Here is a 24,487-nt window from a genome sequence, read left to right on the forward strand (position 1 = left end):
TAGTGTCGAAGCATCCGACAGAACGGGAGCATCGTGCGGATCGACACTCAGGCGCAGCGCGTCATCTGGAGCGCCAGCGACCTCAAGGCGGCCGCCGAATGCGAGTTCGCCTGGTGCCGTGCGATCGACGCGAAGCTGGGCCGTGTCCCTGCGGTCGAGGAGCCGGAAGACGCGACGCTCGCCCGCGCGGCGCGCCTCGGTGATGTCCACGAGCGGAACGTCCTCGCTCGGTATATCGACGAGCTCGGGTCTGCGCGCGTCCACCGCATCGAGAAGGTGTCGTCAGTCGACTCCGAGGCACTCGCGGCCGCCGTCGACGAGACCGTGCGAGCGTTGCAGTCCGACGCGGTGGTCGTATTCCAGGCCGCGTTCGCGACGCCCGAGTTCGTCGGGTTCGCCGACTTCCTGAAGCGAGACGACGACGGCCGCTGGCGAGTGCAGGACTCGAAGCTCGCGCGCAAGGCGCGGGTGACCGCTCTCATGCAGCTCGCGGCATACGTCGACCAGCTCGACCGACTGGGAATCCCGCGTTCCGACGAGGTCGACCTCATCCTCGGCGACGGCTCGATCAGCACCCACGCCGTCGACGACCTGCTTCCGCTCTTCCAGGTGAGGCGGGCGCGGCTGCGTGCGCTCATCACCGACCGCAGGATCGATGACCCGTCGTCCGACGCGGCCCTCGACTGGGGCGACGACCGAGGTGACCTCGAGATCGTGGCGTGCGGTCGCTGCGCGACGTGTGAAGAGCAGGTGATCGCTCATCGCGATCTGCTCATGGTGGCCCGGATGCGCCCCGTGCAGCGTGCGCGGCTGCGGGCGGCGGGCATCGAGACGATCGACGCTCTGGCGTCCGCGACCGCGTCACCGGAGGGGATGAACGTCGACACCTTCGAGACGCTGCGCGCGCAGGCGCAGCTGCAGCTCAGGGCGGATGCCGAGGGGGCGCCGACCTACGACGTGCACTATGCCGCGGCGATCCATACGCTGCCGGTGCCGAGCCACGGTGACATCTTCTTCGACTTCGAGGGCGACCCCCTCTACACCGAGCCCGCGCCGGACGGTGAGGCGCACTGGGGGATCGACTACCTCTTCGGCTGGGTCGACAACGCCGATCAGTACACCGCCCTGTGGGCTCACGACTTCGCTGCGGAGCGCGAGGCCTTCGAGCGGTTCCTCGACGTCGTGAAGCTGCGTCGAGCAGCACATCCGGGCATGCACATCTATCACTACGCGCCCTACGAGACATCTCACCTGGTGGCCATGGCGGCGCGCCATGGCGTGCGCGAGGGAGAGATCGATCGGCTGCTGCGCGAGGGCGTCTTCGTCGACCTCTACCCGCTGGTGCTGCGAACGGTGCGGGTGGGGTCGAGGTCGTACTCGATCAAGAAGCTCGAGCCGCTGTACATGGGCGAGGATGTGCGCACGAGCGACGTGCAGAAGGGCGACGACTCGATCGTGCAGTACGTCGCCGCGAAGGAGCTGGCTGCCGCGGGGGAGCAGGCAGAGGCTGATGCGGTGTTCGCGGACCTGGCTGACTACAACCGCTACGACTGCGTGTCGACCAGGCGGCTGCGCAACTGGCTGATCGAGATCGCGAAGAAAGAGGGTGTCAACCCCGCGCCGCCCGACGAGGCCGACGAGGTGATCTACCAGCCGTCGCCGCGGTCGGTCGCCCTGCTCGCCGATGCCGAACGGGCGGTCGACGCCGGCGAAGACGGTCAGGTGCATCGCATCGCGGCCGCCGCCATCGACTACTTCCCGCGCGAGGCGAAGAGCTTCTGGGTGTCGCATTTCCAGCGCCTCCGTGAGCCCGTGACCATGTGGGACAGCACGCGTGACGTGGTGCGGATCGACGGTGCGTCGTCTATCGTGCAGCGAGACTGGAGCGTCGCGGAGGGGCGTCGCGTGATGTCTCGCGACCTCGAGGTCCGCGGCGAGGTGTCGCCCGGAACCACGCTCGGTGTCGGGTCGCAACCCTTCGCGCTGTACCCGGTCCCGGCGCCGTTCGACACCGAGGTGCCGTCGCGTGCCGTGCACGTTCCGCACACGGTCACGGTCGCCGAGGTGCTCGACGACGGCTACCTGATCACCGAGACGGCGATCCAGGGGCAGACCTGGGACGAGCTGCCGCTCGCACTGACCCCGGCGGCACCCCCGCGCGTCGTCTCCCTGCAGGGAGCGATCGACGAATGGGCCGACACGGTGCACGATGCGGCCCCGCGCTTCCCCCGTGATGCCGCGACCGACATCCTGCGTCGCATCCCCCCGCGAACGATCTCCGGAGACCCTCTGCCGGTCGCGGGCGATGACACGATCGATGCCATCGTGCGCGGCATCCTCGACCTCGACCGCAGCTACCTCGCCGTACAGGGACCTCCGGGAACGGGCAAGACCTACACCGGCTCACAGGTGATCGCGCGCCTCGTCAACGAACACGGCTACCGCATCGGCGTCGTGGCGCAGTCGCACGCGATCATCGAGAATCTGCTCGAGCGAGTGGTGGCCGACGGAGTGCCCGCGGCGCAGGTGGGCAAGGCTCCGAAAGACCCCTCCGCAGACGCGACGTACACCGTCATCCCGAAGAACGGCATGGCGTCGTTCCTGGGCGAGCACGCCCAGCACGGCGCGGTCGTCGGAGGAACCGCGTGGGACTTCAGCAACACCGCGCGCGTCGACCGAGGCGGCCTCGATCTGCTCGTGGTCGATGAGGCGGGGCAGTTCTCGCTCGCGTCGACGATCGCCGTCGCCGCCGGCGCCCAGCGACTGCTGCTGCTCGGCGATCCGCAGCAGCTTCCGCAGGTCAGTCAGGGTGCGCACCCCGAACCCGTCGACACGTCGGCATTGGGGTGGGTCATGGACGGCGACGCGGTCGTCCGGCCCGAATACGGCTACTTCCTGGCGAGGTCGTGGCGCATGCATCCGTCTGTCGCGGCGCCGGTCTCGACGCTCGCCTACGCAGGCCAGCTCGCCTCGGCGCCGGGTACCGAGCTGAGATCGCTCGACGGCGTCGACCCGGGGCTGCACGTCGTCGCTCTGCGCCACCGTGGCAATGCCACGCAGTCGCCGGAAGAAGCGGCGCAGGTCGTCGCGCTCGTGCGGGACCTCGTCGGACGCACCTTCACGGACAATGACCCGGATGCCACGGCGAGGCCCCTGGCGCAGAGCGACATCATCGTCGTCGCACCGTACAACGCGCAGCGTCAGATGGTCCTCGACGCGCTTGCCGTGGCGGGATACGCCGATGTGCCGGTCGGCACCGTCGACAACTTCCAGGGCAAGGAGGCGGTGGTCTCGATCACGTCACTCGCCGCGTCCAGCGGACGCGATGCCCCGCGCGGCCCCGAGTTCCTGCTGTTGCAGAATCGGCTGAATGTGGCGATCTCGCGCGCCCAGGTCGCGGCGTATCTGATCCATTCACCGGCGCTCCTCGACGATCTTCCGAGAACGCCGGAAGGCGTCGCGCGTCTCAGCGCCTTCGCCCGACTCGTCGGCGCGGCCGGCTGAGAGGACTTCCATGCACACGATCGATGAGATCCTCCGGGCATCCGCTGCCTGGGTCTGGTTCCCTCGCGACAGCGAGGAGCAGAAGGAGCACCTGCAGCTCGTCCGGTATCCGGCGCGGTTCGGAGGCGGGGTCAGGGGCTCTCAGGTCGACTCGGCGGCCGACGCCGCCACTGTCGTGGATCATGCCCTCGAGCGCACTCGTCGCTGGGGCGAATCCGAGTTGCGGTTCTGGACGAACGCGTCGGATACCCCCGACATCGAGCACGAGCTGCGTCGCCGCGGCGCCGAGCACTTCGACACCGTGGCGGTCTTCGCACGGAAGGTCGACGGACTCTCGGTAGACGTTCCCCCCGGGGCGACAGCGGAGGTCGTTCGCTCGATCGATCAGGTGCGCGAGGTCGATTCCATCAACGTCCCGGTCTGGGAGCAGACGCCCCTCGACGAGGCCGGTCTCGTGACGGAGCTCGCCGAGGCCACCGAGGCACTGGACGCGCGCACCGGCTTCCGTGTGCTCGGCCGCCTGGACGGCGACGCGGTCAGCACCGGCGGCTGTACGATCGTCGACGGATTCACCCGGCTCTGGGGAGCGGCGACTCTCGAGCGGTCTCGGGGGCGCGGAGCCTATCGCGCGGTTCTCGCAGAGCGACTGCGCGTGAGCGCCGAGATGGGGGCGACCACCGCACTGGTGAAGGGGCGCGTCTCGACGTCGGCGCCCATCCTCGCTCGGTCGGGGTTCATCCATCACGGCGATGAGCGGGGATATCTGCTTCGCGTCTGATCGCGTGAGCACCGAGAGCGGGCCGCAGGCCCGCGAGCATGGCGAGTGGCGCCGCAGAGTTCAGAGTGCACCGCGCTCAGTCGCCTCCGAGAGCAGAGTAGCCTCCGAGAGCAGAGACGCCTCCGAAATCCCCGGCGCCGCGGAACTCAGACCGTGCCGTACAGGCGGTCTCCGGCGTCGCCGAGGCCCGGGACGATGTAGCCCTTATCGTTCAGGCGCTCGTCGAGAGCGCCGAGCACGAGCGTCACGTCGCGGTCGCCGACCAGCGCCTCGATCGCGGCGACACCCTCCGGCGTGCCCAGCAGGCAGATCGCTGTGACGTCCTTCGCCCCACGGTCGAAGAGGAACTGGATCGCGGCGGCGAGCGAACCGCCGGTCGCGAGCATCGGGTCGATCGCGAAGCACTGGCGGTCGCTCAGGTCGTCGGGAAGACGCTCGGCGTAGGTCGTCGGCTCGAAGGTCTCCTCGTCGCGGACCATGCCGAGGAAGCCGACCTCTGCGGTCGGCAGAAGCTTCACGAGGCCTTCGAGCATGCCGAGGCCCGCGCGCAGGATCGGAACGACGATCGGGCGCGGTTCGGAGATCTTCACGCCCATCGTCGTCGTCACCGGCGTGGTGATCTCGATGGGGCTGACCTTGACGTTGCGGGTCGCCTCGTACGCGAGGAGCGTCACGAGCTCCTCGGTCAGCTGACGGAAGACGGGCGAGGGTGTGCGGTGGTCGCGCAGGACCGAGAGCTTGTGGGTGACGAGAGGGTGGTCGGCGACGTGGACACGCATGGATACAGGCTAATGCGCCGGACGCCCTCGCACGACATCGGATGCGTGCGCGGTGGCGCCCGCCACCCCGCGATTCGCGCGAGCGCGCGGCCGATCATCGGGCCCCGGGAGTGCTGAACCGCCCGCAGACGCCTGTCGTAGGCTCGACACATGACTGCTGCCGACCGCCTCGCGATGGCCCGTGCGCTCGAGCTCGCAGCCGAGGCCGCGGCGGCATCCGAGATCCCGGTCGGGGCAGTCGTGCTCGACGCGGCGGGGGTCATCGTCGCCGAGGGGCGCAACGACCGCGAGGCGACGCACGACCCGACCGGGCACGCCGAGGTCGAGGCGCTGCGCATGGCCGCGGCATCCGCGGGTTCATGGAACCTCGACGGCCACACCCTCGTGGTGACCCTGGAGCCCTGCCTGATGTGCGCGGGCGCCATCCTGCAGGCGCGCATCGGCCGCGTGGTGTTCGGCGCCTGGGACGAGAAGGCGGGCGCAGCGGGGTCGATGTACGACGTGCTCCGGGATCGCCGTCTGCCTTATCGAGCCGAGGTCATCGGAGGTGTCGAGGCGGACGCCTCGACACGGCTGCTGCGGGACTTCTTCGAACAGCGCCGCTGACCGGAGGACTCGATCAGTCCGAGGACTTGAGCACGAACACGTCGGTCGAGGGCTCGGGGTCGAGTGACGGTCGGTAGACGTCGGGCTCGATATAGATGACCCGGGCAGTCGGAACGGCCTCGCGGATGCGCGCTTCGATCGCGTCGATGTCCACCGCGGCTTCCCGCAGCGGCTTGTCGGCGTTGAGCGCGATCTTCGCGGCCACCATGAGCTCATCGGGCCCGAGGTACAGGGTCTTCATGTGGATGATCTTCTCGATCTCGTCGCCGGCATTGATCGCGTCGACGATGCGGTCGTGATCCGCCGTGGTCGCGCCCTCGCCGACGAGAAGGCTCTTCGTCTCGACTCCGAGCACGATCGCGATCAGCACCAGCAGGATGCCGATCATCAGCGTGCCGAGCGCGTCGAAGACGGGATTGCCGGTGATGACCGTGAGTCCGACGCCGAGCAGGGCGAAGGTGAGGCCGGTGAGCGCCCCGACATCCTCGAGCAGCACGACGGGCAGCTCCGGCGCCTTCGCGCGGCGCACGAACGACACCCAGGACTGGTTCTTGTCGCGCACGAGGTTGCTCTCCTTCACCGCGGTGCGCAGCGAAAACGACTCGAGTCCGATGGCGACCACCAGCACGACGAGAGGCAACCACCACCAGGTCTCGTCGAGCTCGTGCGGGTGGGTGAGCTTGTCGATCGCCTCGTAGATCGCGAACAGTCCACCGACCGAGAACAGGATGATCGAGACCACGAACGCGTAGACGTAGCGCTCGCGCCCATAGCCGAACGGATGCGCCCGGTCGGCCTCGCGCTTCGCCTTGCGCCCGCCCAGCATGAGCAGCAGCTGGTTGCCGGAATCGGCGACCGAGTGGATGGCCTCGGCGAGCATCGACGCCGATCCCGAGAGCGCCCACGCGAGGAACTTCGCCAGGGCGATGCCCAGATTCGCCAGGAATGCCGCGATGATCGCCTTGCTGCCGCCCGATGCACTCATGCGATGAGTCTAGATCGGCTACCCGGCAGACGCCGGGTACGCCCGCCGTAGGATGACGACATGGCTGACTCTCTTCCCGCTCTCGCGTTCCTCGGTGCCGGTTCGATGGGCGGTGCGATCCTCCGAGGGGTGGTCGCATCCGGCATCCGGGTCGACGGCGGCATCACGGCCACGAACCGCACGCCCGAGAAGGCCGCGACCTTCGCCGACATCGACGGCGTCACCAGCATCGCCCTCTCCGAGACGTCTGACGGCAATGCGACGGCGGTCTCGACGGCGCGGATCGTCCTCGTCGGAGTGAAGCCCGCGATGGTCCCCGACCTGCTGCGCGAGATCGCACCGCATCTGGGCGACGACGCGATCGTCGTGAGTCTCGCCGCCGGCGTCACCCTGCAGACCTTCGCCGACAACCTCGGTGCCGACGTCCGCGTGATCCGGTCGATGCCGAACACGCCCTCGACGGTCGGCAAGGGGGTCACCGGTCTCGCGGCGGGTGCGGCGGCATCCGCTGACGACCTCGCTCTCGTGCACCGCCTGTTCGAGACGGTCGGCGCCGTGGTCGAGGTCCCGGAATCGCAGATCGACGCCCTCTCGACCATCTCGGGCTCGGGCCCCGCCTACGTCTACCTGCTGATCGAGGAGCTCACGAAGGCCGCCATCGGCATGGGCTTCACCGAGGCCGATGCGCGGACGATGGTCGAGCAGACCTTCATCGGCGCCGCCGCGCTTCTCGACGCCTCGGGGGAGGAGCCCTCCGAGCTCCGCCGACGCGTCACGAGCCCGAAGGGCACCACGGAGCGGGCCGTCGCGGTGCTGCAGGACGCGCGGCTCGATCGCACGTTCTCGGAGGCCGCAGCCGCAGCGCTCGCACGGGCGAAGGAACTCGCCGCAGGCGCCTGACATGCGGCTGCGGTTCACGGGAGAGATCTGGTTCTGGTGCGGGCCCGCCCCGTTCCACTTCGTCACCGTGCCGCCGGTCGAGAGCGAGATGATCGGCGAGGTCGCGAGCGTCGTCACGTACGGATGGGGCATGATCCCGGCTTCCGTGACGATCGGGAGCACGACAGTCACCACCGCGCTCTGGCCGAAGGACGGCGGCTACATCGTCCCCGTCAAGAAGCTGCTGCAGGATCGCGAGGGGATCGGCGTGGATGATGTCGTCGAGATCGTCCTCGACATCGACGCCTGACGCTCAGCGGTCGAGGGAGGCGAACCGCTCGATGTCGCTGTTGGTGCCCGAGACGATGATCAGGTCGTGGTTCGTGACGATGGTGTTCGCCTCGGCGTAGCGGAACGGCTTGCCGGGGCTCTTCACGCCGACGACGGTGACCTTGTACTTGCTGCGCACCCCGGACTCATTGAGACCCACGCCGCGGATGAACTTGGGCGGATACATCTTCGCGAGCACGAAGTCGTCGTCGAAGCGGATGAAGTCGAGCATCCGGCCCGAGACGAGGTGCGCGACGCGCTCGCCGGCCTCGCGCTCGGGGTAGATCACGTGGTTCGCGCCCACCCGCGCGAGGATCTTGCCGTGGGATTGCGAGACGGCCTTGGCCCAGATCTGCGGCACCTTCAGGTCGACGAGGTTCGCGGTGATCAGCACCGAGGCCTCGATCGACGAGCCGACGGCGACGACGGCGACCTGGAAGTCCTGGGCGCCGATCTGGCGCAGCGCGTCGATGTTCTTGGCGTCGGCCTGCACTGTGTGCGTGACGCGGTCCGACCACTTCTGCACGAGCTCGAGGTTGTCGTCGATCGCGAGCACCTCGCGGTCGAGTCGGTCGAGCTCGCCGGCGCACGCGGCGCCGAAGCGGCCCAGCCCGATGACGAGGACGGGAGCGTCGCCCCGGAGCACTTCAACCAACGATCGGCCTTTCCACGGGCAGTGAGTAGTACTGCGATCGCGATGTCGCGGCGACTGCCGCGGCGAGAGTCACTGTACCAACGCGCCCCATGAAGATGGTGGCGGCGAGCACGTAGGCGCCGGCATCGGGCAGCTCGGCGGTGAGCCCGGTCGAGAGTCCGACGGTGGCGAAGGCCGAGATCACGTCGAAGAGCACGTGGCTGATGTCGGCCTTGGTGATCTGGGCGATGATGATCGTCGACAGGGCGACGATCGTGGCGCCCCAGGCGACGACGCTGAGGGCGACGCGCTGCACATCGCTCGGGATGCGGCGGCCGAACGCCTCGACCGACTGGCGGCCTTTCGCCTCGGACCACACGGCGATCGCGAGCACGGCGAGAGTGGTGACCTTGATGCCGCCGGCCGTGGAGGCCGAGCCTCCACCGACGAACATCAGCATGCTGGCGGCGAGGAGCGACGAGCCGTTGAGGTCGTCCATCTCGATCACGTTGAAGCCGCCGGAACGGGTCATCGCCGACAGGAAGAAGGCCTGGAACGTCGTATCCGCGGCATCCATCGAGCCGAAGGTCTTCGGATTCGCGTACTCGAGGATCAGGAACACCGCGGCACCCAGCACGAAGAGCAGCACGGTCGTGACGAGCGTGAGCTTGGTGTGCAGCGACCACTTCTTGACGTGCCACACGTGCTTGGCGAGCGTGTAGATCACCGGGAAGCCGATGCTGCCGAGGAAGACGCCGACCATGAGCAGAGACAGCACCAGATAGTCGTCGGCGAACACCGCGACTCCACCCGCGTTCGGCGCGAACCCGGTGTTGGTGAATGCCATCGCGGCGAAGTACGGCGCCTCCCACAGTGCGGCGATGGGCTCGACCCCGGCCATCACGAGGGCCGGATACAGAAGGATCGCGAGCGCGCCCTCGATGATCAGCGCCGAGAGCGCGACGGTGGTGAGCAGCTGACCGACCTCGCCGAGACGCACGGTCTGGCTCTCGTTCACGACACCGCCGTGGGCCCGTAGCGGGTTCGTGTCTCCCGCCGCCATCAGCTTGGCCCGCAGGCCGAGGCGCTTCGAGATCAGCATCCCCATGAGCGACGCGAGGGTCAGCACACCCAGGGCGCCGATGTTCACACCGACGAACACGAGCACGTGACCGAACGGAGACCAGTGGGTCGCCATGTCGACGGTCGAGAGGCCCGTGACGCAGATGGTCGAGACCGCGGTGAACAGAGCATCGGCCAGGGGAGTCACCGTGCCGGTCGCCGAGGCGATCGGCAGGGACAGCAGCACGGTGAACACGAGGATCAGCAATGCGAAGATCACGATCGCGAACCGTGACGGCGACGACGTGATGAGGTGCTTGCCCCACGACGCGGCGCTCTCGAGCCGCTGTCGGGGCGACGACGCCGAAACGAGGCCCGACATCGCGTCCCCCTTCGCTTGGCCTCCGCATGAGCGGTCGCTCGACATGGTCACCGAGCCTTCGTCATGGTACTCCGTGCCGGGGACGACTACCCTGATCACATGACCGACATCTTCGACGTGATCGCAGACGGCACGAGGCGCGACATCCTCCAGCTCCTCCTGCGCCGCACGTCAGAAGGCGATGCCGGCACCAGCGTGAGCCACATCGTCGCCGACCTGGGCATCAGCCAGCCCACCGTCTCGAAGCACCTCAAGGTCCTCCGCGAGGCCGATCTCGTCAGCGTGCGAGAAGACGGGCAACGTCGGTTCTACAGCCTCGCCGTCGAGCCGCTCGAGGCCATCGACGACTGGCTCGTGCCGTTCCTGATGGACGCGTATGGCGACGATGCGCCGGACGTCGACTACCCCGGATTGCCGCTCCCCGACGGCGCGGCACATGCCGCAGAGGTCGTCGGCCGCGCTGCGGCATCCGCGAAGCACGTCGTGGCGACCGCACTCAAGCGACTCGGCGGCTGACCGCCGCACGCACATCGCCCCCGGCGACAGGGGGGCTTGTCGTCGGGGGCGAGGCTGCGGGCCCCAGCCCGCCGGGACTCGGATGGTGCCATCATGAGTCCTGCGCTCAGCGTCCCAGATGATTCTGAGCGGACCCGGGACACCTCCTATGACTCCGCTGGGATCCCGTCCGCAGCGGTGATCGGCCTCATCTCCGAGCCGCCCGCCGGCCGAAGAGCCATGCACCCCAGCACATCGAGACCGCCAGGATCGCAACGCACCAGCCCCCGGCCCACAGAGCGGATGCACCGACAGTCGCATCGGTGAGCAGCCCCCTGATCGTCTCGACGATCGGAGTGATCGGCTGAGCGGCCGCGACCGGCTGCAACCACGGGGGCATGCTCGCCACCGGCACGAAGGCGCTCGAGAGGTAGGGGAGGAACAGCAGGATGAAGCCGTAGCCGTTGGCGCCCTCGGGGCTTCCCGCGGCGAGCCCGATCGCGGCGAAGAGATAGGTGATGGCCAGGATGTAGAGGGCGATCAGCCCCGCCAGTGCGATCCAGTCCGCGAGCGAGGCGTCAGGACGGAAGCCGACGAGCACGCCGACGACGATGACGATCGACGTCGCCACGAGATTTCGCAGCAGACTCGCCACGACATGGCCCGTGAGCACGGCGTTCGCCCGCAACGGCATCGTTCGGAAGCGATCGATGATCCCCGTACGCATGTCGTTCGCGACGTAGACGGCCGTCGATGAGGCGCCGAATCCTGCGCACGTCAGGATGATCCCGGGCACCACGTAGTCGACATATGCGCCGGACGGATCGATCGCGCCTCCGAAGACCCACGTGAACATGAGCATGAGGAGCACGGGGAGGAGGATCGCCATCAGCAGCGATTCCCCGTCGCGCATCGAATGGCGGAGGCTGCGACCGACGAAGATGCTCTCGGCGGTCAGCCCGCGAAGGCGCGGTCGAGGCGATGCCGGCGGGGACACGGCCGTCAGGGTGGCGGACGTCGCGTTCATGAGGGCTCCTCCGTGGGGCGCATGGTGGTGACGGCGAGGAAGACATCGTCGAGGCTCGGGCGGCGAAGCGTCACGGTTCCGATCTCGCCGTCCCTGTCGGGCATGTCGAGCGCTCGCCGGAGACTCGCCACGCTGCCGTCAGTGGGAACGGCGCGCACCAGGTCGCCCTGATCGTCGCGCAGCTCCACCGTCTCTCCTCCCACTCGCGCCTTCAGTTCGGCAGGGGTGCCGAGTGCGGCGATCCGCCCGTCGTGGAGCACGGCGATCCGATCGGCGAGCTGATCTGCCTCCTCCAGGTACTGCGTGGTGAGGAAGACGGTCGTGCCCGCGGCGGCGAGAGTGCGGATGAGGTCCCAGAGGTCGCGCCGGCTGCGTGTGTCGAGGCCCGTGGTCGGTTCATCGAGGAAGAGCACCTCCGGTGTCACGACGAAGCTCAGGGCGAGGTCGAGCCGGCGGCGCATCCCGCCCGAGAACGTGCGCACCGCCCGCGCAGCGGCGTCCGTCAGATCGAACTGCGCCATGAGCTCAGCCGCCCGGCGCCGGGACGCGCCTCGGCTGAGACCGGCCAGCCGGGCGAACATCGTCACGTTCTCGAGGCCGGTGAGAGCATCGTCGACCGCAGCCGCCTGGCCGGTGAGGCTGATGCGGCGCCGGACCTCCGCAGGATCCGTGCGGGTGTCGAAGCCTGCGATACGAACGCTGCCGGCGTCGGCGGCGGTCAGAGTGGTGAGGATGTTGATCGTCGTCGTCTTGCCTGCCCCGTTCGGGCCCAGGAGTGCGAACACCTCGCCGCGCGACACGGAGAAGTCGAGGCCGTCGACCACGGGTCTCCTCCCGAACTGCTTTCGCAGGCCGTGCACCTCGATCGCGTGGTCCATCTCCGTGACTTCCTCTCCTCATGCGTCACCGCTGACTGTGTGCGTCGTACACAACTGTGTATGACCGTAACACACTGTTTACAAAATATACAGAAGTAGACTGGCGGCATGACCGAGAGTGAGCCGATGGAACTGCCCAGAGGCATCGCCCTGGCATGGGGCGTCGCGGCGAATCCTCAGCGTGGGCCGAAGCGCGAGATGAGCGTGGAGCGCATCGTCGACGCCGCCGTCGAACTGGCTGACTCCGACGGGATCGGCGCAGTGTCGATGGCTGCCGTGGCCGCGGCCCTGGGGTTCACGCCGATGTCGCTCTATCGCTATGTCAGCGCGAAGGACGACCTCCTTCTGCTCATGCAGGAGCAGGCCACCGGGCTGCCCCCGGACTCGATCCGAGAACTCGCGAGTTGGCGTGAGAGGTTGCTCGCCCTCTACGAGGAGCAGGTGCTGCTCTATCAGCGCCATCCCTGGGTGCTCTCGTTGCCGATCAACGGTTCGCCGGTCACGCCGAACAGCTCGGCGTGGTTGGACGCCAGCCTCGATGCTCTGGAGGCGACGCCGCTCTCGACGGAGGAGCGGATGGCGGTGGCCCTGGCCGTGACCGGTGACGCGCGCTGGTGCGGCATCGTCCACGCCGGCTACACCGAGCAGTCGCGTGGCAGCGGCCTGAGTCCCCGGGAGGTCGCGGTGCGCGAATCCGCGCTCTATGACCGCGTGATCACGGCGGATGAGTTCCCGGCGCTGCGTCGAGCGATCGATGACGGCATCTTCCTGTCGCCTGCGGATCCGTTCCATTTCGGGATCGAACGCGTCCTCGATGGGGTCGCCTCGTACATCGACGCGCTGGACCGGGGCGGAGCGCACGAGGTGTCCCCGGAGTGGATCGCGCTCGACCCTGCAGAGGTCGCCGGCGACAAACGCGTCCGTGAGGCGCAGAAGGCGGTGCGCGATGCCGAGAAGAGTCTGCGCGCCGCGCATCGACTCGAACGGCAGGCCCTGCGCGAGGCGCGCGAGCGACGTGCGCGCTCGAAGACGTCGGGCTGAGGACCCCAGTCGCCAGGCAACCTCACTGATCACACGAGTCACGTGGGTTTACACGCGTCCCAGATTCCCCATAGAGTGTGCACAAATCCAGAAAGGGGTACGTGGGATGCCCGAGGTTCCTGATGTCCGGTTCCTTACGGTGGCTGAGGTCGCCGAACTCATGCGCGTGTCGAAGATGACCGTATATCGGATGGTGCACGCTGGGGAGCTGCCGGCCATCCGCTTCGGCCGCAGTTTCCGCGTGCCGGAGTCCGCTGTGGCGGAAGCGCTGCAGCGACCCATCGCCGACGTCGGCTAGCCTTCTCGACCGCGTGTCTCGTCCGTCACCGATAGTGTGACGGTGAGGCCCCGTTCAGTTTGCTAGACTGATCCGAGGCATTTTTCCGTGCCCGTACCCGGGTGTCCGTCACCGTGCGACGCCCAGCCACTGACTTAGTGAGGTTTCCGTGGGTTCTGTCATCAAGAAGCGCCGCAAGCGCATGGCGAAGAAGAAGCACCGCAAGCTGCTTCGTAAGACTCGCCACCAGCGTCGCAACAAGAAGTAAGCGACCAGACACGAGCGCCTGTCTCCGGACGGGCGCTTTGTGTCTCTACCCCCGGTTTCCCACTCGTCGCAGGAGCACGCCATGAAGTCGATCACCGTCACCGAGCTCGCCGAGCGCTCGAACACTCCGCTCATCGATGTGCGCGAGGTGGGTGAGTTCGCGGCGGGGCATGTTCCCGGTGCGATCAACATCCCGATGTCGGAGATCGGCAACCGACTGGAAGAGCTCCCGGCCGAGTCGTTCGACGTCATCTGCCAGGCGGGCGGCCGTTCCGCCCGCGTCGTCGAGGCCCTCGAGTCCCGCGGCTACGACGCCACGAACGTCGAGGGCGGTACCGGCGAGTGGATCGCACAGGGGCGCGCTGTCGAGGTGCCGTCGGCGTGACCACGCTGACCCTCATCGGCAAGCCCGACTGTCATCTGTGCGATGTCGCATCCGACATCATCGACGCGGTGGTCGCCGAGCTGCCCGATGCCGCCGCTGAGCGCATCGAGATCGTCGAGGCGTCCATCCAGGAAGACCCCGCACTCTACGAGCTGTGGTGGGAGAAGATCCCCGTCGTCCTGATCGATGGAGAGCTGCACGCGCATTGGCGGTTGTCGGCCGATCGACTGCGTGAGGCTCTCGAAGAGGCCGTCCAGGAGGACGCGCTCGGAAAGGAATCGTGATGATCCGTCACGTCGTCACCTGGAAGCTCGCCGCCGAAGACGCCGGAGAGCGTGCCGCGCAGGCCGCTGAGGTCGCACGCCGACTCCATGCTCTCGACGGTGTCGTACCGCAGCTGCGCTCGATCTCGGCAGGAGCGAACATGGCGTACCCCGATGCGAACTGGGACGTCACGCTCGTCGCGGACTTCGATTCGATCGCCGCGCTCGAGGAGTACCAGGTGCACCCGGCGCACGAAGACGTCGTGGCCTACGTGCGCTCGGTGGTCGCTTCGCGAGTGGCCGTCGACTTCGAGGTCTGAGCCGTCGGCCATGTCGGCGGACCCGGCGAGATCGCGGAACGGCGGCCGTGTGGGCGAGATCGCCTGGCGCGATGTCACCGTGGCCTGGTCTCGTCCGTCTCGGCTCGATGATTTCACCGACGCCGACCTCGCCCTGATGGGGTCGGAGCAGGTCGATCGGTTCCATCAGCTCACGGGTGACCGCGCACGAGCCTTCCTCGCCGGGCGTTCGCTGATCCGCGATCTCGTGCACCGCGTCCGCGGTCGAGGCGAGGTCGTCCTCGACAGCCGCTGCGAGCGATGCGGGGCGCACCACGGACCACCGCGGACCGACGGCGTCTCTCTGAGCGTGAGTCACGCCGACGATCTCGTCGTGGTCGCCGTCATCACGCGTCCGGCTCTGCTCGGCGTCGATGTCGAAGCGATGGGCGCGTCCTTCCGCAGGGGAGATCTGCAGGCGCTGTTCCCGGATTCCCCGGAGCCGGATCTCGCGGGATGGACGCGCATCGAAGCGGCCGTCAAGGCGGACGGCCGAGGGCTGCTGATCGATCCGGGAACGGTGACACTGCGGCGACGGCCCCGATCCGCGGTCCCTCTCGCCTGGGAAGCCCTCGTGCCGGGGCGCAGACTCCCGCTCGAGGTCGTGACTCTCGCCGGTCCGCCCGAGCACGTCCTGAGCGTCGCGCTCGGCTGATGCGGAGAAAGGTCAGATCGCGGGAGCGATCGTCACCGCGCTGACGGGCCGCTCGCCGGACGGCGGAAGGGGCGGGAGCGCACGCTCATCGATCCAGGTGCGCACCAGCGTGCGAGCCGTCGAACCGGCGAGCTCATCGACCAGACCGAGGAAGTCGTCGCTCGTGACGGCGAGCCGCGCGAACCGATCCGTCCACGCGCGGACGAACGCGAAGAAGTCGTCGTCGCCGATCGTGAGGCGCAGCGCGTGCAGGGTGAGCGCCCCGCGCTTGTAGACCCGATCGTCGAACATGTCGTTCGCACCCGGATCGGCGAGCACGAGATCGTCGGGAAGGGATCGCAGGTGGTGGTGATGCGCCACTGCTAGGGAGTGGGCTGACGGCCCGCCGGATGCCTCGGCCCACAGCCATTCGGCGTAGCAGGCGAAGCCCTCGTTCAACCAGATGTCCTGCCAGCGTGCGACCCCGACGCTGTTGCCGAACCACTGATGCGCGAGCTCGTGCGCGATCAGGCGGTCGCTGCCGCCGACGCCGTCGACGTGATTCGCGCCGAAGATGGCCATGCCCTGGGCCTCGAGCGGTATCTCGAGGTCGTCGGGGGTGACCACGACCTTGTACGACTCGTAGGGGTACGGGCCGAACGCCTGCACGAACGTGTGCATCATGTCGGGAAGAGCGGCGAAGTCCGAACGTACCCGGGCGGCGAGCTGCCGGGGATGGTACAGGCGCCCCGGAGTGATGCCGAGGTCGACCCTGTCGTCGTCGTACTGACCGATCTGCACCGTCATCAGGTAGGTGGCGGTCGGCACCGGCTGCTGGAAGGTCCAGCGCGTGCGGCCGCGCTGCGTCGACCGTGTCGCCGTCCCGCCGCTCACGACGGTGTATTCGGGGTCGGCGGTGATCTCCAGGCGATAGGTGGCCTTGTCCGAGGGTACGTCGTTGCAGGGGAACCACGTCGGAGCGCCGGTGGGCTGCGACGCGACGAGCACGCCGTCTTCGAGCTCCTCCCACCCCAGCAGACCCCAGCGCGTGCGACGCGGCGAGGGCGCGCCCGAGTAGTCGATGCTGACGGTGATCTCGCGACCGCTCTGCTGCTCGCTGCCGAAGACGACCTTGAGGCGGCGATCGTCCTGACGGAACGACGCGGATCGGTCGCCGCTCACCCGCACCTTCGTCGCCTTGAGCCCGACGAGGTCGAAGGAGATGTGCCTGGCGTCCTCCTGCATCTGCAGTCGGATCGTCGCCGTGCCGGAGAGCCGATTCGTCGTCACGCGGTAGTCGATCGCGAGGTCGTAGTGCAGCACCCCGTAGCGTCGGTCGCCGCTGTGCGGGGTGTAGGGATCGACGGTCATGCGCCGGTGGCCTGGTAGGACCGCACCTTGACGGCGCGCCACGGGCCGATGGGATTCCCGCTCCACCGGCTGCCGACCGGCACGAATTCCCCGCGCATCACGAGCGAGGCGGGCCCCACCGTTGCATCCGAGCCGATCGTGGCTGCAGGCAGGATCACGCTGTGCGGCCCGAGGGTCGCACCGTTCTCGAGGGTCACTGCGTCGATGCTCATCACTCGATCATGGAACAGATGCGTCTGAACCACACATCCGCGGTTCACCGTGGCGCCGTCGCCGAGCGTGACGAGGTCGGGTTCGGGCAGCCAGTAGCTGTCGGTCCAGACACCTCGACCGATCTTCGCTCCGAGGGTGCGCAGCCAGATCGCGAGCGCGGGTGTGCCGGAGGCGGAGTTGGCGAACCAGGGCGCCGCGACCATCTCCGTGAACGTGTCGGCCACCTCGGTGCGCCAGACGAAGCTCGACCACAGCGGATGCTCGCCCGCTCTGATGGGGCCGACGATGAGCCACTTGGCGGCGGTGGTGATCAGGGCGGCGACGGCACCCGCGGCGAGCATCACGGCGCTCGAGAGCGCGACGGCCCAGCCGAGACCCCAGGCGTCGACCGCTGCGGCCAGTGCGAGCATGACCGTCAGCCCGAGCGCGCACGTGACGAGTACCGGGACGATGCGGCACAGCTCCCACAGGGCGCGAGCGATGCGCAGGCCGGCACGGGGACGATAGGTGCGCTCGAGATCGGAGTCGTTGACCACGCGCCGCAGCCGCGCGGCGGGCGAGCCCAACCACGATGAGCCGGCCTTCGCCTTGGGCGGCGCGACCGACAGCACGGCGACCAGACCGTCTCGCGGCACGTTGTGCCCGCCTGCGGCCATGCCGGAGTTGCCGAGGAAGGCGCGCTTGCCGATGCGTGCGGTGCCCAGACGCATCCATCCTCCCTGCAGCTCGTAGGTCGCGACCATCGTGTCGTCCGCCAGGAAGGCGCCGTCGGCGATGGTCGTGAGCTTCGGAATGAGAAGCACCGTCGACGCCTCGACGTCGCGGCCGACGTCGGCCCCGAGCGCGCGCAGCCATACGGGGGTGAAGCTGCTGGAGTACAGCGGGAAGAGGAACGTCCGCGCGGAGTCGAGGAGGCGCTCGGTCGTCCACGCCTGCCACGCGATCCGCGAGCGGACCGGATAGACGCCCTCGGCGATCCCGACACCCAGCACGCGCACGATGAGCAGGACGAGCAGGGCGAACACGAGACCCGCGACGAGGACGGCGGGCACGATCATGGCGAGGATCGCGGGAATCGCTCCGAGCAGAGAGTCCGCGCCGCGCATCCCCTGTGCCAGCAGCCAGCCCCCGGCCGCCAGAGCGATGACGGGGAGGATGCCGAGGAACGCCGATGACGCGGCATAGGCCCACAGCCATCGCGTGCGGCTCGGCGGACGCCCCTCGGCGAACGGCGTGGACACCCCGCCGACCCGCGCTGCGGGGGAGCCGGCCCAGCGCTGCCCTGCCCGCACACGACCGAACACCGCGGAACCGGGGGCGATCTCAGCACCGCGGCCGATCTTCGTGCCGGGGGCGAGCGTGCTGCGCGCGCCGATCGTGGCATCCGCGCCGATGCGGATGCCGCCGATGCGCACGGTGTCGCCGTCGATCCAGTATCCGGAGAGGTCGACCTCGGGCTCGATGGAGGCTCCGGAGCCGATGTCGAGCATGCCGGTGATCGGGGGGATCGTGTGCAGGTCGACATCCCTGTGGATGCGGGCTCCGAGCGCGCGTGCGTAGTAGACGACCCAGGGCGCGCCCGCGAGACCCACCGGATCGACCTGCTGGGCGATCTGCTCGGCGAGCCAGAGGCGCAGGTGCACTCCGCCGCCGCGCGGGTGATCACCGGGGCGGAGCCCTGCCAACAGCAGACGGGCCGCGATCGCGGCGATCGTCATCTTGCCGACCGGCGTCACGAAGATCAGCAGCCCGACGATGATCGCCCACGCAGGGACATCGGGCAGGAACTCGAAGCCGGGTGAGAGCCGAAGCAGCCAGCTCGCTGCGAGCAGGAAGAGCAACCACCGGATGCCGCTGAACACGAACAACGGCAGGCCCGCGATCGTCTGCACCCACTGCATCCGCCGGGGTGTCGGGACCGGCTGGCTGAAGACGCGTTCCTCGGCGTCGTCATCATCGGCGTCATCGTCGACGGCCTCTGCCATCTGCCGCAGGCGCGGCAGATCGTAGACATCGGTCATCGTGAACTCGGGCGCCCGCGTGCGCAGGCGGGAGACGAGCTGAGCGGCGGCGAGGGAGCCACCGCCGAGCTGGAAGAAGTCGGCGTCCTCGTCGCTCGGGCGGATGCCGAGCACGGCGAACCACTGCTCCGCGAGCCAGGCCGACGTGCCGGACAGCGAGGAGTCGCCCGTGTCGCCGGAGTCGAGCGGCCAGGGGAGCGCCGCCTTGTCGACCTTGCCCGACGTGCGCACGGGCAGGTCGTCGACGACCGCCAGAAGCGGGATGAGCGGAGCGGGAAGTCTGTCCGCGAGCTCGCCGCGGGCCACCTGCCGGTCGAACCCCTCGTCGGGCACCACGTAGCCCACGAGCAGAGGAAGACCCGCTTCGGTCTTCTGCACGACCACGGTCGCGGCGGATACCGAGGTCAGCGCCTGCAGCGCGGACTCGACCTCGCCGAGTTCGATGCGGCGTCCGCCGATCTTGACCTGATCGTCAGCGCGTCCCTGGAAGATGAGGCCTTCCGGCTCGACACGCACGACATCTCCGGACCGGTAGGCGCGCTCCCACCCGAGCGTGGGCATCGGCGCGTACTTCTCGGCATCCTTGGAGGGATCCAGGTAGCGGGCGAGGCCGACGCCGCCGATGATGAGTTCGCCGGCCTCGCCGTCGGCGACGCGGTGGCCGTCAGCGTCCACCACGGCGAGCGACCATCCGTCGAGCGGCAGGCCGATGCGCACCGGACCCGTGCCGTCCATGAGCGACGCACAGGCGACGACTGTGGCCTCGGTGGGCCCGTACGTGTTCCAGACCTCGCGTCCGTCTGATGCGAGGCGAGCGACCAGCTCGGGCGGGCAGGCCTCGCCACCGAAGATCAGCAGTCGGACGTTCTCGATCGCGTCCTGCGGCCAGAGCGCGGCGAGGGTGGGAACCGTCGACACGACCGTGATGCCGTGGCCGAGCAGCCACGGGCCGAGGTCCTCACCGGAGCGCACCAGAGCTCTCGGCGCTGGCACGAGGCATGCGCCGTGTCCCCAGGCGAGCCACATCTCCTCGCACGATGCGTCGAAGGCGACCGAGAGCCCGGCGAGCACGCGATCGCCGGGACCGAGCGGCGAATCCTGGAGGAAGAGGCGAGCCTCGGCGTCGACGAAGGCCGCGGCGGAACGGTGCGAGACGGCGACGCCCTTGGGCACGCCGGTCGAGCCCGAGGTGAAGATGATCCAGGCGTCGTCCTCGATGCTCGGCGGCGCCACGACCGGAATCGCAGAGGTGCTGGGATGCGGTGAGTCGACTCCCACGAGATCGATCGCCGTTGCGGCATCCGCCGGGCGATAGCCCGCGTCGGTGATCGTGCCCGCGATGCACGCCTCGCGGAACACGAGATCAGCGCGCTCCCGCGGGTCATCGGCGTCCACAGGGACGTAGGCGGCGCCCGCGGCCATGGTTCCGAGGATCGCGACGTACAGCTCGCGTCGGCCCGAGGTCATGCGGATGCCGACGCGATCACCCTGACGCACGCCGTTCTCCCGCAGCACGGCGGCCGTGCGCCACACGCGGGCGAGCAGCTCCGCGTAGCTGAGGGCGCCGTCCGCGTCCTCGACGGCCGATGCGTCGGGGTACTGCCGGGTCGTCTCCCGGAGGATGTCGATCAGAGTGCGGGGGAGCGGCGCAGCGGCGCCGCGATCCAGCGCCTCCTGCACGTCAGTTCGCAAGGAGGTCGAGCAGGGCGGCCTTGCTCAGGCGTGAGTAACCGGTGCGGCCTTCGGTGCGGGCACGGGCCCGCAGCTCGACGACCGTCAGTGCGCTCAGCTCAGAGGGGGCCGCGGGAGTGGCCGCCGGAGCGGTGGGCGCCGCCGCCTCTCGGGCCTGTGTCGGTGGGACAGGGCCGGCTGTCGGCTGGGGAGCGGTGGCCTTCGCGACAGTCTTCGGTGCGATCGCCTTCGTCGTGTCGGCGTCGGTCGCCGCGGACTTCTTCGGAGTGTCCTGCTTCGGAGAGACCTTCTTGGCGGTCTTCTTCGCGTCAGTCTTCTTCGGCGTCTTCTTCGCGTCAGTCTTCTTCGGCGTCTTCTTCGCGTCAGTCTTCTTCGGTGGCTTCTTCGCCGTCGTCGAGGACGTCTTCGTGGAGGACTTCGCGGAGGACTTCGCGGGCGCCTGCAGCTTCGCCGCGGCGTCCTGGAGCCGCTCGGTGGCGACGGTGGCCGACTTCGCGACCTTCTTCGGCTTGTCGGCGAGCCTCTTCTTCGAGACCTTCGCCGCATCCTTGGCGTCGTCGACAAGTGGTGCGAGCTTCTTGGCGGACTTCTTCGGAAGCGACTTCAGCAGCTTCTTCGCGTCCTTCGCCGCATCTTTGGCAGCCTCGATGGCTGCTTCCGCGTTGCGGTGTGCGGGGGTCTTCTTCGCCATGATCGGTCTCCCTCTGCCGCCGGAGCATCCGGTCGGGCAGTCGGCACAGAGGATACTCACGCAAGGTGAACAATCGGTGCCGTTCCGTCCACAGGCGCTGTCATACGCCGTCACACTTGAAACACAAACGTAATCCGCAGAAGGGCGTCAGCGGCATGTCAGCCGTGGTGGTGCATGTTTAGATGTTCTCCTACCCGTCCGTGGGCACTCATACCCTCGTCGTTCAGGAGCTGACATGCGCCGTCGCAACATCATCGCCGGGATCGCGCTCGCCGCGACCGCCACCCTCGCCCTCGCAGGCTGTGCGACCGGCGGCGGAGATGCCGGATCGGGTGAGCCGGCCGCGGGCGACGAGTACGGCCTCATCGCGGCGGGAACGCTCACGGTCTGCTCCGACATCCCCTACGCTCCGTTCGAGTTCGAGGGCGGCGACAACGGCACCGGATACACCGGCTTCGACATCGACCTGCTCGACGCGATCGCGAAGAAGCTCGACCTCACGCTCGCGGTGCAGGATGTGGGCTTCGACGCCCTGCAGTCGGGCACCACGCTCGCCGCCGGCACGTGCGACATCGGCGCCTCTGCGATGACCATCACCGACGAGCGCAAGGCGAACATCGATTTCAGCGAACCGTACTACGACTCGCTGCAGTCGCTGCTCGTGCGCACCGATTCGGGCATCGAGTCCATCGACGACCTCTCGGGCAAGAACGTGGGTGTGCAGCAGGGCACCACGGGCGAGGCCTACGCGACTGAGAACGCCGAGGGCGCGCAGCTCGTGCAGTACCCCTCCGACGGTGAGCTGTGGCCCGCGATGCAGGCCGGTCAGATCGACGCGATCCTGCAGGACCAGCCGGTGAACCTCGAGCACGAGAAGGCCGACAGCGCCTACAAGATCGTAGAGGAGTACGAGACGGGCGAGTCCTACGGCTTCGCATATGCGAAGGGCGAGAAGGATGCGCTGCGCGAGGCGATCGACGGTGCGCTGCAGGAGCTGCGCGACAGCGGCGACTACCAGACCATCTACGACACCTACTTCACCGCGAAGTAATCGGCGAGCGACGTAGAGCAGGGAGACCTTGACAATGGCGTTGAGGCGCACCACGAAGAGCAAGCTGTATCGGTACACCGTCTATGCGGTGCTGATCGCGGTCGCCGTCTGGCTGATCGTCAGCACCGACTGGGCGCGTATCGCGCAGCTCTACTTCAATCCCGAGATCGCCGCGAAGATGCTCCCGGGCATCATCACGACGGCGCTCGTGAACACACTGTGGTTCACGGCCGTCGCGTTCGCGGGCGGATTGCTGCTGGGCGTCGTGCTGGCGCTGCTGAAGCTGTCGAGCATCGGACCCTTCCGATGGATCGCGACGGCCTGGATCGAGCTGTTCCGCGGGCTTCCCGCGATCCTCACGATCTTCGCGATCGCCTTCATCCTGCCGATCGGACTCGGCGTGCCGGGAACCAAGCTCGGCGGACCCGTGGTGCTGGGGCTGATCGGTCTGATCCTGGTGGCGTCGGCGTACATGGCCGAGACCATCCGGGCGGGCATCCAGGCGGTTCCGAAGGGGCAGACCGAGGCGGCACGCTCGCTCGGCATGTCGCCCATGAAGACGACCTTCTGGATCGTGGTGCCCCAGGGATTCCGCATCATCATCCCGCCGCTGACCAACGAGTTCGTGCTGCTGCTGAAGGACACGTCGCTGCTCTTCGTCGCCGGGTCCTTCATCTGGTCGAAGGAGCTGACGAACTTCGCCCGTGACGCGAGCACGCAGAACGCGAACGGAACGCCGCTGATCATGGCGGCGGCGCTGTACCTGATCGTCACGATCCCCCTCACGCGCTTCAGTGCGTACCTGGAACGAAGGATGTCGAGGCAGCGATGATCACCGACCTGATTGATGTCCACGCGCCGGCGATCGACCTGCAGGGGCTCGTGAAGAGCTTCGGCGACAACGAGGTGCTCAAGGGCATCGACCTCACCGTCACGGCGGGTGAGGTCGTCTGCATCATCGGTCCGTCGGGATCGGGCAAATCGACGCTGCTGCGGTCGGTGAACCTGCTCGAGGAACCGACGGGCGGCAAGGTGCTCATCGAGGGCATCGACATCACCGACCCCGACGTCGACATCGACCGGGTGCGCACGCGCATCGGCATGGTGTTCCAGAGCTTCAACCTCTTCCCGCACCTCGACGTGATGGGCAACCTCATGATCGCGCAGCAGCGCGTGAAGAAGCGCTCCAAGGCTGAAGCCGAGAGGGTCGCGAAGGAGATGCTCGGTCGCGTCGGTCTCGCCGAGAAGGCCGATGCCTTCCCCGGGCACCTGTCGGGCGGTCAGCAGCAGCGCGTCGCGATCGCGCGGGCGCTGTGCATGAATCCCGACATGATGCTGTTCGACGAGCCGACCTCGGCGCTCGACCCCGAGCTGGTCGGCGAGGTGCTGCAGGTCATGCGCTCGCTCGCCGACGAGGGGATGACCATGCTGGTCGTCACCCACGAGATGGGCTTCGCTCGTGAGGTCGGCTCCCGTCTGATCTTCATGGACGGCGGGCACATCGTCGAAGAGGGCGATCCGCGCGAGGTGCTCGCCAACCCGCAGCATCCGCGGACGCAGGACTTCCTCGCTCGCGTCCTCTGATCGTCTGAGCGGCTGCGCGCCCCCTCCTGCGGAAACGGCAGGAGGGGGTCTCTGCAGGAAGCGTGAGGAAGGTCAGTCGAGTTCGACGACCGTGGCTCTTGGTGCGTTGTTCTTGACCGACTCGACGCCGTTCTTCGCAGCGGACCGTGAGGTGTAGCTCTCACTCGACGCGATCACCTCGCCGTTGCCGGCTTTCAGCCGGAACCGGTGACCACCGGCGCTGTCGGTGTACAGCTCGAACTTTCCTGCCATGAGGCGTCCTTTCTCGGTGGTGTCGAGGGAACGACGCCCTCGGGGATCACGGTATCCCGGAGTACTGG

26 protein-coding genes are annotated in these 24,487 nt (G+C 68.2%); 16 read left to right on the top strand and 10 right to left on the bottom strand.

Annotation, left to right across the window (positions count from 1 at the left end; all coding sequences use genetic code 11):
• Positions 1–33 precede the first annotated feature (33 nt).
• Entirely contained in the window at positions 34–3,504 is a 3,471-nt protein-coding gene (locus IXW21_RS03410; protein ID WP_194762849.1) for a TM0106 family RecB-like putative nuclease, read from the top strand.
• Positions 3,505–3,514: 10 nt separating this feature from the next.
• The gene (locus IXW21_RS03415; protein ID WP_194762850.1) at positions 3,515–4,282 is read left to right on the top strand and encodes a hypothetical protein; all 768 of its coding nucleotides are present in this window, start codon (positions 3,515–3,517) and stop codon (positions 4,280–4,282) included.
• A 146-nt stretch (positions 4,283–4,428) separates the two neighbouring features.
• Here IXW21_RS03415 and upp read toward each other — a convergent pair whose 3' ends face one another.
• Positions 4,429–5,061, bottom strand: a complete 633-nt coding sequence (gene upp, locus IXW21_RS03420; protein WP_194762851.1) for a uracil phosphoribosyltransferase — start codon at positions 5,059–5,061, stop codon at positions 4,429–4,431.
• Positions 5,062–5,211: 150 nt separating this feature from the next.
• Here upp and IXW21_RS03425 point away from each other — a divergent pair, with 150 nt between their 5' ends.
• Complete coding sequence (locus IXW21_RS03425) at positions 5,212–5,667, top strand: nucleoside deaminase (protein WP_194762852.1); 456 nt, start codon at positions 5,212–5,214, stop codon at positions 5,665–5,667.
• 13 nt (positions 5,668–5,680) lie between these two features.
• Here the strand turns inward: IXW21_RS03425 and IXW21_RS03430 are convergent, their stop codons facing one another.
• The gene (locus tag IXW21_RS03430) at positions 5,681–6,652 is read right to left on the bottom strand and encodes a cation diffusion facilitator family transporter (protein WP_194762853.1); all 972 of its coding nucleotides are present in this window, start codon (positions 6,650–6,652) and stop codon (positions 5,681–5,683) included.
• A gap of 60 nt (positions 6,653–6,712) precedes the next feature.
• Between IXW21_RS03430 and proC the strand changes: the two genes are divergently transcribed.
• Positions 6,713–7,552 carry a pyrroline-5-carboxylate reductase gene (gene proC / locus IXW21_RS03435; protein WP_194762854.1) on the top strand — a complete coding sequence of 280 codons (840 nt, stop codon included), beginning with the start codon at positions 6,713–6,715 and terminating at the stop codon, positions 7,550–7,552.
• A gap of 1 nt (position 7,553) precedes the next feature.
• Positions 7,554–7,841 carry a DUF1905 domain-containing protein gene (locus IXW21_RS03440; RefSeq protein ID WP_194762855.1) on the top strand — a complete coding sequence of 96 codons (288 nt, stop codon included), beginning with the start codon at positions 7,554–7,556 and terminating at the stop codon, positions 7,839–7,841.
• Positions 7,842–7,844: 3 nt separating this feature from the next.
• Here the strand turns inward: IXW21_RS03440 and IXW21_RS03445 are convergent, their stop codons facing one another.
• Together IXW21_RS03445 and IXW21_RS03450 are read right to left on the bottom strand one after the other, a co-directional pair.
• On the bottom strand, positions 7,845–8,516 hold the full coding sequence (locus IXW21_RS03445) for a potassium channel family protein (protein WP_050721759.1): 672 nt from the start codon (positions 8,514–8,516) through the stop codon (positions 7,845–7,847).
• Positions 8,509–9,939, bottom strand: coding sequence for a TrkH family potassium uptake protein (locus IXW21_RS03450; protein WP_194762856.1), 1,431 nt, complete (start codon positions 9,937–9,939; stop codon positions 8,509–8,511). The genes IXW21_RS03445 and IXW21_RS03450 overlap by 8 nt, the downstream gene beginning before the upstream one ends.
• 99 nt (positions 9,940–10,038) lie before the next feature.
• Between IXW21_RS03450 and IXW21_RS03455 the strand changes: the two genes are divergently transcribed.
• The gene (locus tag IXW21_RS03455) at positions 10,039–10,455 is read left to right on the top strand and encodes an ArsR/SmtB family transcription factor (protein WP_194762857.1); all 417 of its coding nucleotides are present in this window, start codon (positions 10,039–10,041) and stop codon (positions 10,453–10,455) included.
• A gap of 187 nt (positions 10,456–10,642) precedes the next feature.
• Here the strand turns inward: IXW21_RS03455 and IXW21_RS03460 are convergent, their stop codons facing one another.
• Positions 10,643–11,461 (bottom strand): ABC transporter permease, encoded by an 819-nt coding sequence (locus tag IXW21_RS03460; protein ID WP_194762858.1) that lies wholly within the window; start codon positions 11,459–11,461, stop codon positions 10,643–10,645.
• Complete coding sequence (locus IXW21_RS03465) at positions 11,458–12,339, bottom strand: ATP-binding cassette domain-containing protein (protein ID WP_194762859.1); 882 nt, start codon at positions 12,337–12,339, stop codon at positions 11,458–11,460. The genes IXW21_RS03460 and IXW21_RS03465 overlap by 4 nt, the downstream gene beginning before the upstream one ends.
• Positions 12,340–12,447: 108 nt before the next feature.
• Here IXW21_RS03465 and IXW21_RS03470 point away from each other — a divergent pair, with 108 nt between their 5' ends.
• The 7 genes from IXW21_RS03470 to IXW21_RS03500 all read left to right on the top strand — a co-directional run bounded on the left by IXW21_RS03470 (position 12,448) and on the right by IXW21_RS03500 (position 15,565).
• Positions 12,448–13,380 carry a TetR/AcrR family transcriptional regulator gene (locus tag IXW21_RS03470; RefSeq protein WP_194762860.1) on the top strand — a complete coding sequence of 311 codons (933 nt, stop codon included), beginning with the start codon at positions 12,448–12,450 and terminating at the stop codon, positions 13,378–13,380.
• A gap of 106 nt (positions 13,381–13,486) precedes the next feature.
• The gene (locus IXW21_RS03475; RefSeq protein WP_053098849.1) at positions 13,487–13,678 is read left to right on the top strand and encodes a helix-turn-helix domain-containing protein; all 192 of its coding nucleotides are present in this window, start codon (positions 13,487–13,489) and stop codon (positions 13,676–13,678) included.
• Positions 13,679–13,826: 148 nt separating this feature from the next.
• Positions 13,827–13,925: a 30S ribosomal protein bS22 gene (locus IXW21_RS03480; protein ID WP_003792170.1), complete on the top strand. Its 99-nt coding sequence runs from the start codon at positions 13,827–13,829 to the stop codon at positions 13,923–13,925.
• An 81-nt stretch (positions 13,926–14,006) separates the two neighbouring features.
• Positions 14,007–14,309: a rhodanese-like domain-containing protein gene (locus tag IXW21_RS03485; protein ID WP_194762861.1), complete on the top strand. Its 303-nt coding sequence runs from the start codon at positions 14,007–14,009 to the stop codon at positions 14,307–14,309.
• Positions 14,306–14,593 (top strand): glutaredoxin family protein, encoded by a 288-nt coding sequence (locus tag IXW21_RS03490; protein ID WP_194762862.1) that lies wholly within the window; start codon positions 14,306–14,308, stop codon positions 14,591–14,593. The genes IXW21_RS03485 and IXW21_RS03490 overlap by 4 nt, the downstream gene beginning before the upstream one ends.
• On the top strand, positions 14,593–14,892 hold the full coding sequence (locus IXW21_RS03495) for a Dabb family protein (RefSeq protein WP_228528109.1): 300 nt from the start codon (positions 14,593–14,595) through the stop codon (positions 14,890–14,892). Before IXW21_RS03490 ends, IXW21_RS03495 begins: the two co-directional genes overlap by 1 nt.
• Positions 14,893–14,902: 10 nt before the next feature.
• The gene (locus IXW21_RS03500) at positions 14,903–15,565 is read left to right on the top strand and encodes a 4'-phosphopantetheinyl transferase family protein (RefSeq protein ID WP_194762864.1); all 663 of its coding nucleotides are present in this window, start codon (positions 14,903–14,905) and stop codon (positions 15,563–15,565) included.
• A 12-nt stretch (positions 15,566–15,577) separates the two neighbouring features.
• On the opposite strand, the gene IXW21_RS03505 is transcribed toward IXW21_RS03500, so the two are convergent.
• The 3 genes from IXW21_RS03505 to IXW21_RS03515 are packed head-to-tail and all read right to left on the bottom strand — an operon-like array spanning position 15,578 to position 21,532.
• A complete protein-coding gene (locus IXW21_RS03505) occupies positions 15,578–16,915 on the bottom strand; it encodes a M1 family metallopeptidase (protein ID WP_194762865.1) in 1,338 nt (445 codons plus the stop codon).
• Positions 16,912–20,841 carry a Pls/PosA family non-ribosomal peptide synthetase gene (locus tag IXW21_RS03510; protein WP_194762866.1) on the bottom strand — a complete coding sequence of 1,310 codons (3,930 nt, stop codon included), beginning with the start codon at positions 20,839–20,841 and terminating at the stop codon, positions 16,912–16,914. The genes IXW21_RS03505 and IXW21_RS03510 overlap by 4 nt, the downstream gene beginning before the upstream one ends.
• Complete coding sequence (locus IXW21_RS03515) at positions 20,831–21,532, bottom strand: hypothetical protein (RefSeq protein WP_194762867.1); 702 nt, start codon at positions 21,530–21,532, stop codon at positions 20,831–20,833. The genes IXW21_RS03510 and IXW21_RS03515 overlap by 11 nt, the downstream gene beginning before the upstream one ends.
• A 235-nt stretch (positions 21,533–21,767) precedes the next feature.
• Here IXW21_RS03515 and IXW21_RS03520 point away from each other — a divergent pair, with 235 nt between their 5' ends.
• Genes IXW21_RS03520 through IXW21_RS03530 form a run of 3 tightly spaced genes read left to right on the top strand, consistent with a single transcriptional unit; the run spans position 21,768 to position 24,167 of the window.
• A complete protein-coding gene (locus tag IXW21_RS03520; RefSeq protein WP_194762868.1) occupies positions 21,768–22,583 on the top strand; it encodes a transporter substrate-binding domain-containing protein in 816 nt (271 codons plus the stop codon).
• A 34-nt stretch (positions 22,584–22,617) separates the two neighbouring features.
• Positions 22,618–23,415: an amino acid ABC transporter permease gene (locus IXW21_RS03525; protein WP_079112312.1), complete on the top strand. Its 798-nt coding sequence runs from the start codon at positions 22,618–22,620 to the stop codon at positions 23,413–23,415.
• On the top strand, positions 23,412–24,167 hold the full coding sequence (locus IXW21_RS03530; protein ID WP_056375692.1) for an amino acid ABC transporter ATP-binding protein: 756 nt from the start codon (positions 23,412–23,414) through the stop codon (positions 24,165–24,167). Before IXW21_RS03525 ends, IXW21_RS03530 begins: the two co-directional genes overlap by 4 nt.
• 72 nt (positions 24,168–24,239) lie before the next feature.
• On the opposite strand, the gene IXW21_RS03535 is transcribed toward IXW21_RS03530, so the two are convergent.
• Positions 24,240–24,419: a YegP family protein gene (locus IXW21_RS03535; RefSeq protein WP_194762869.1), complete on the bottom strand. Its 180-nt coding sequence runs from the start codon at positions 24,417–24,419 to the stop codon at positions 24,240–24,242.
• Positions 24,420–24,487 lie beyond the last annotated feature (68 nt).

The organism is Microbacterium sp. UFMG61 (assembly GCF_015354505.1).
In the GTDB taxonomy this organism is placed as follows: Bacteria; Actinomycetota; Actinomycetes; order Actinomycetales; family Microbacteriaceae; genus Microbacterium.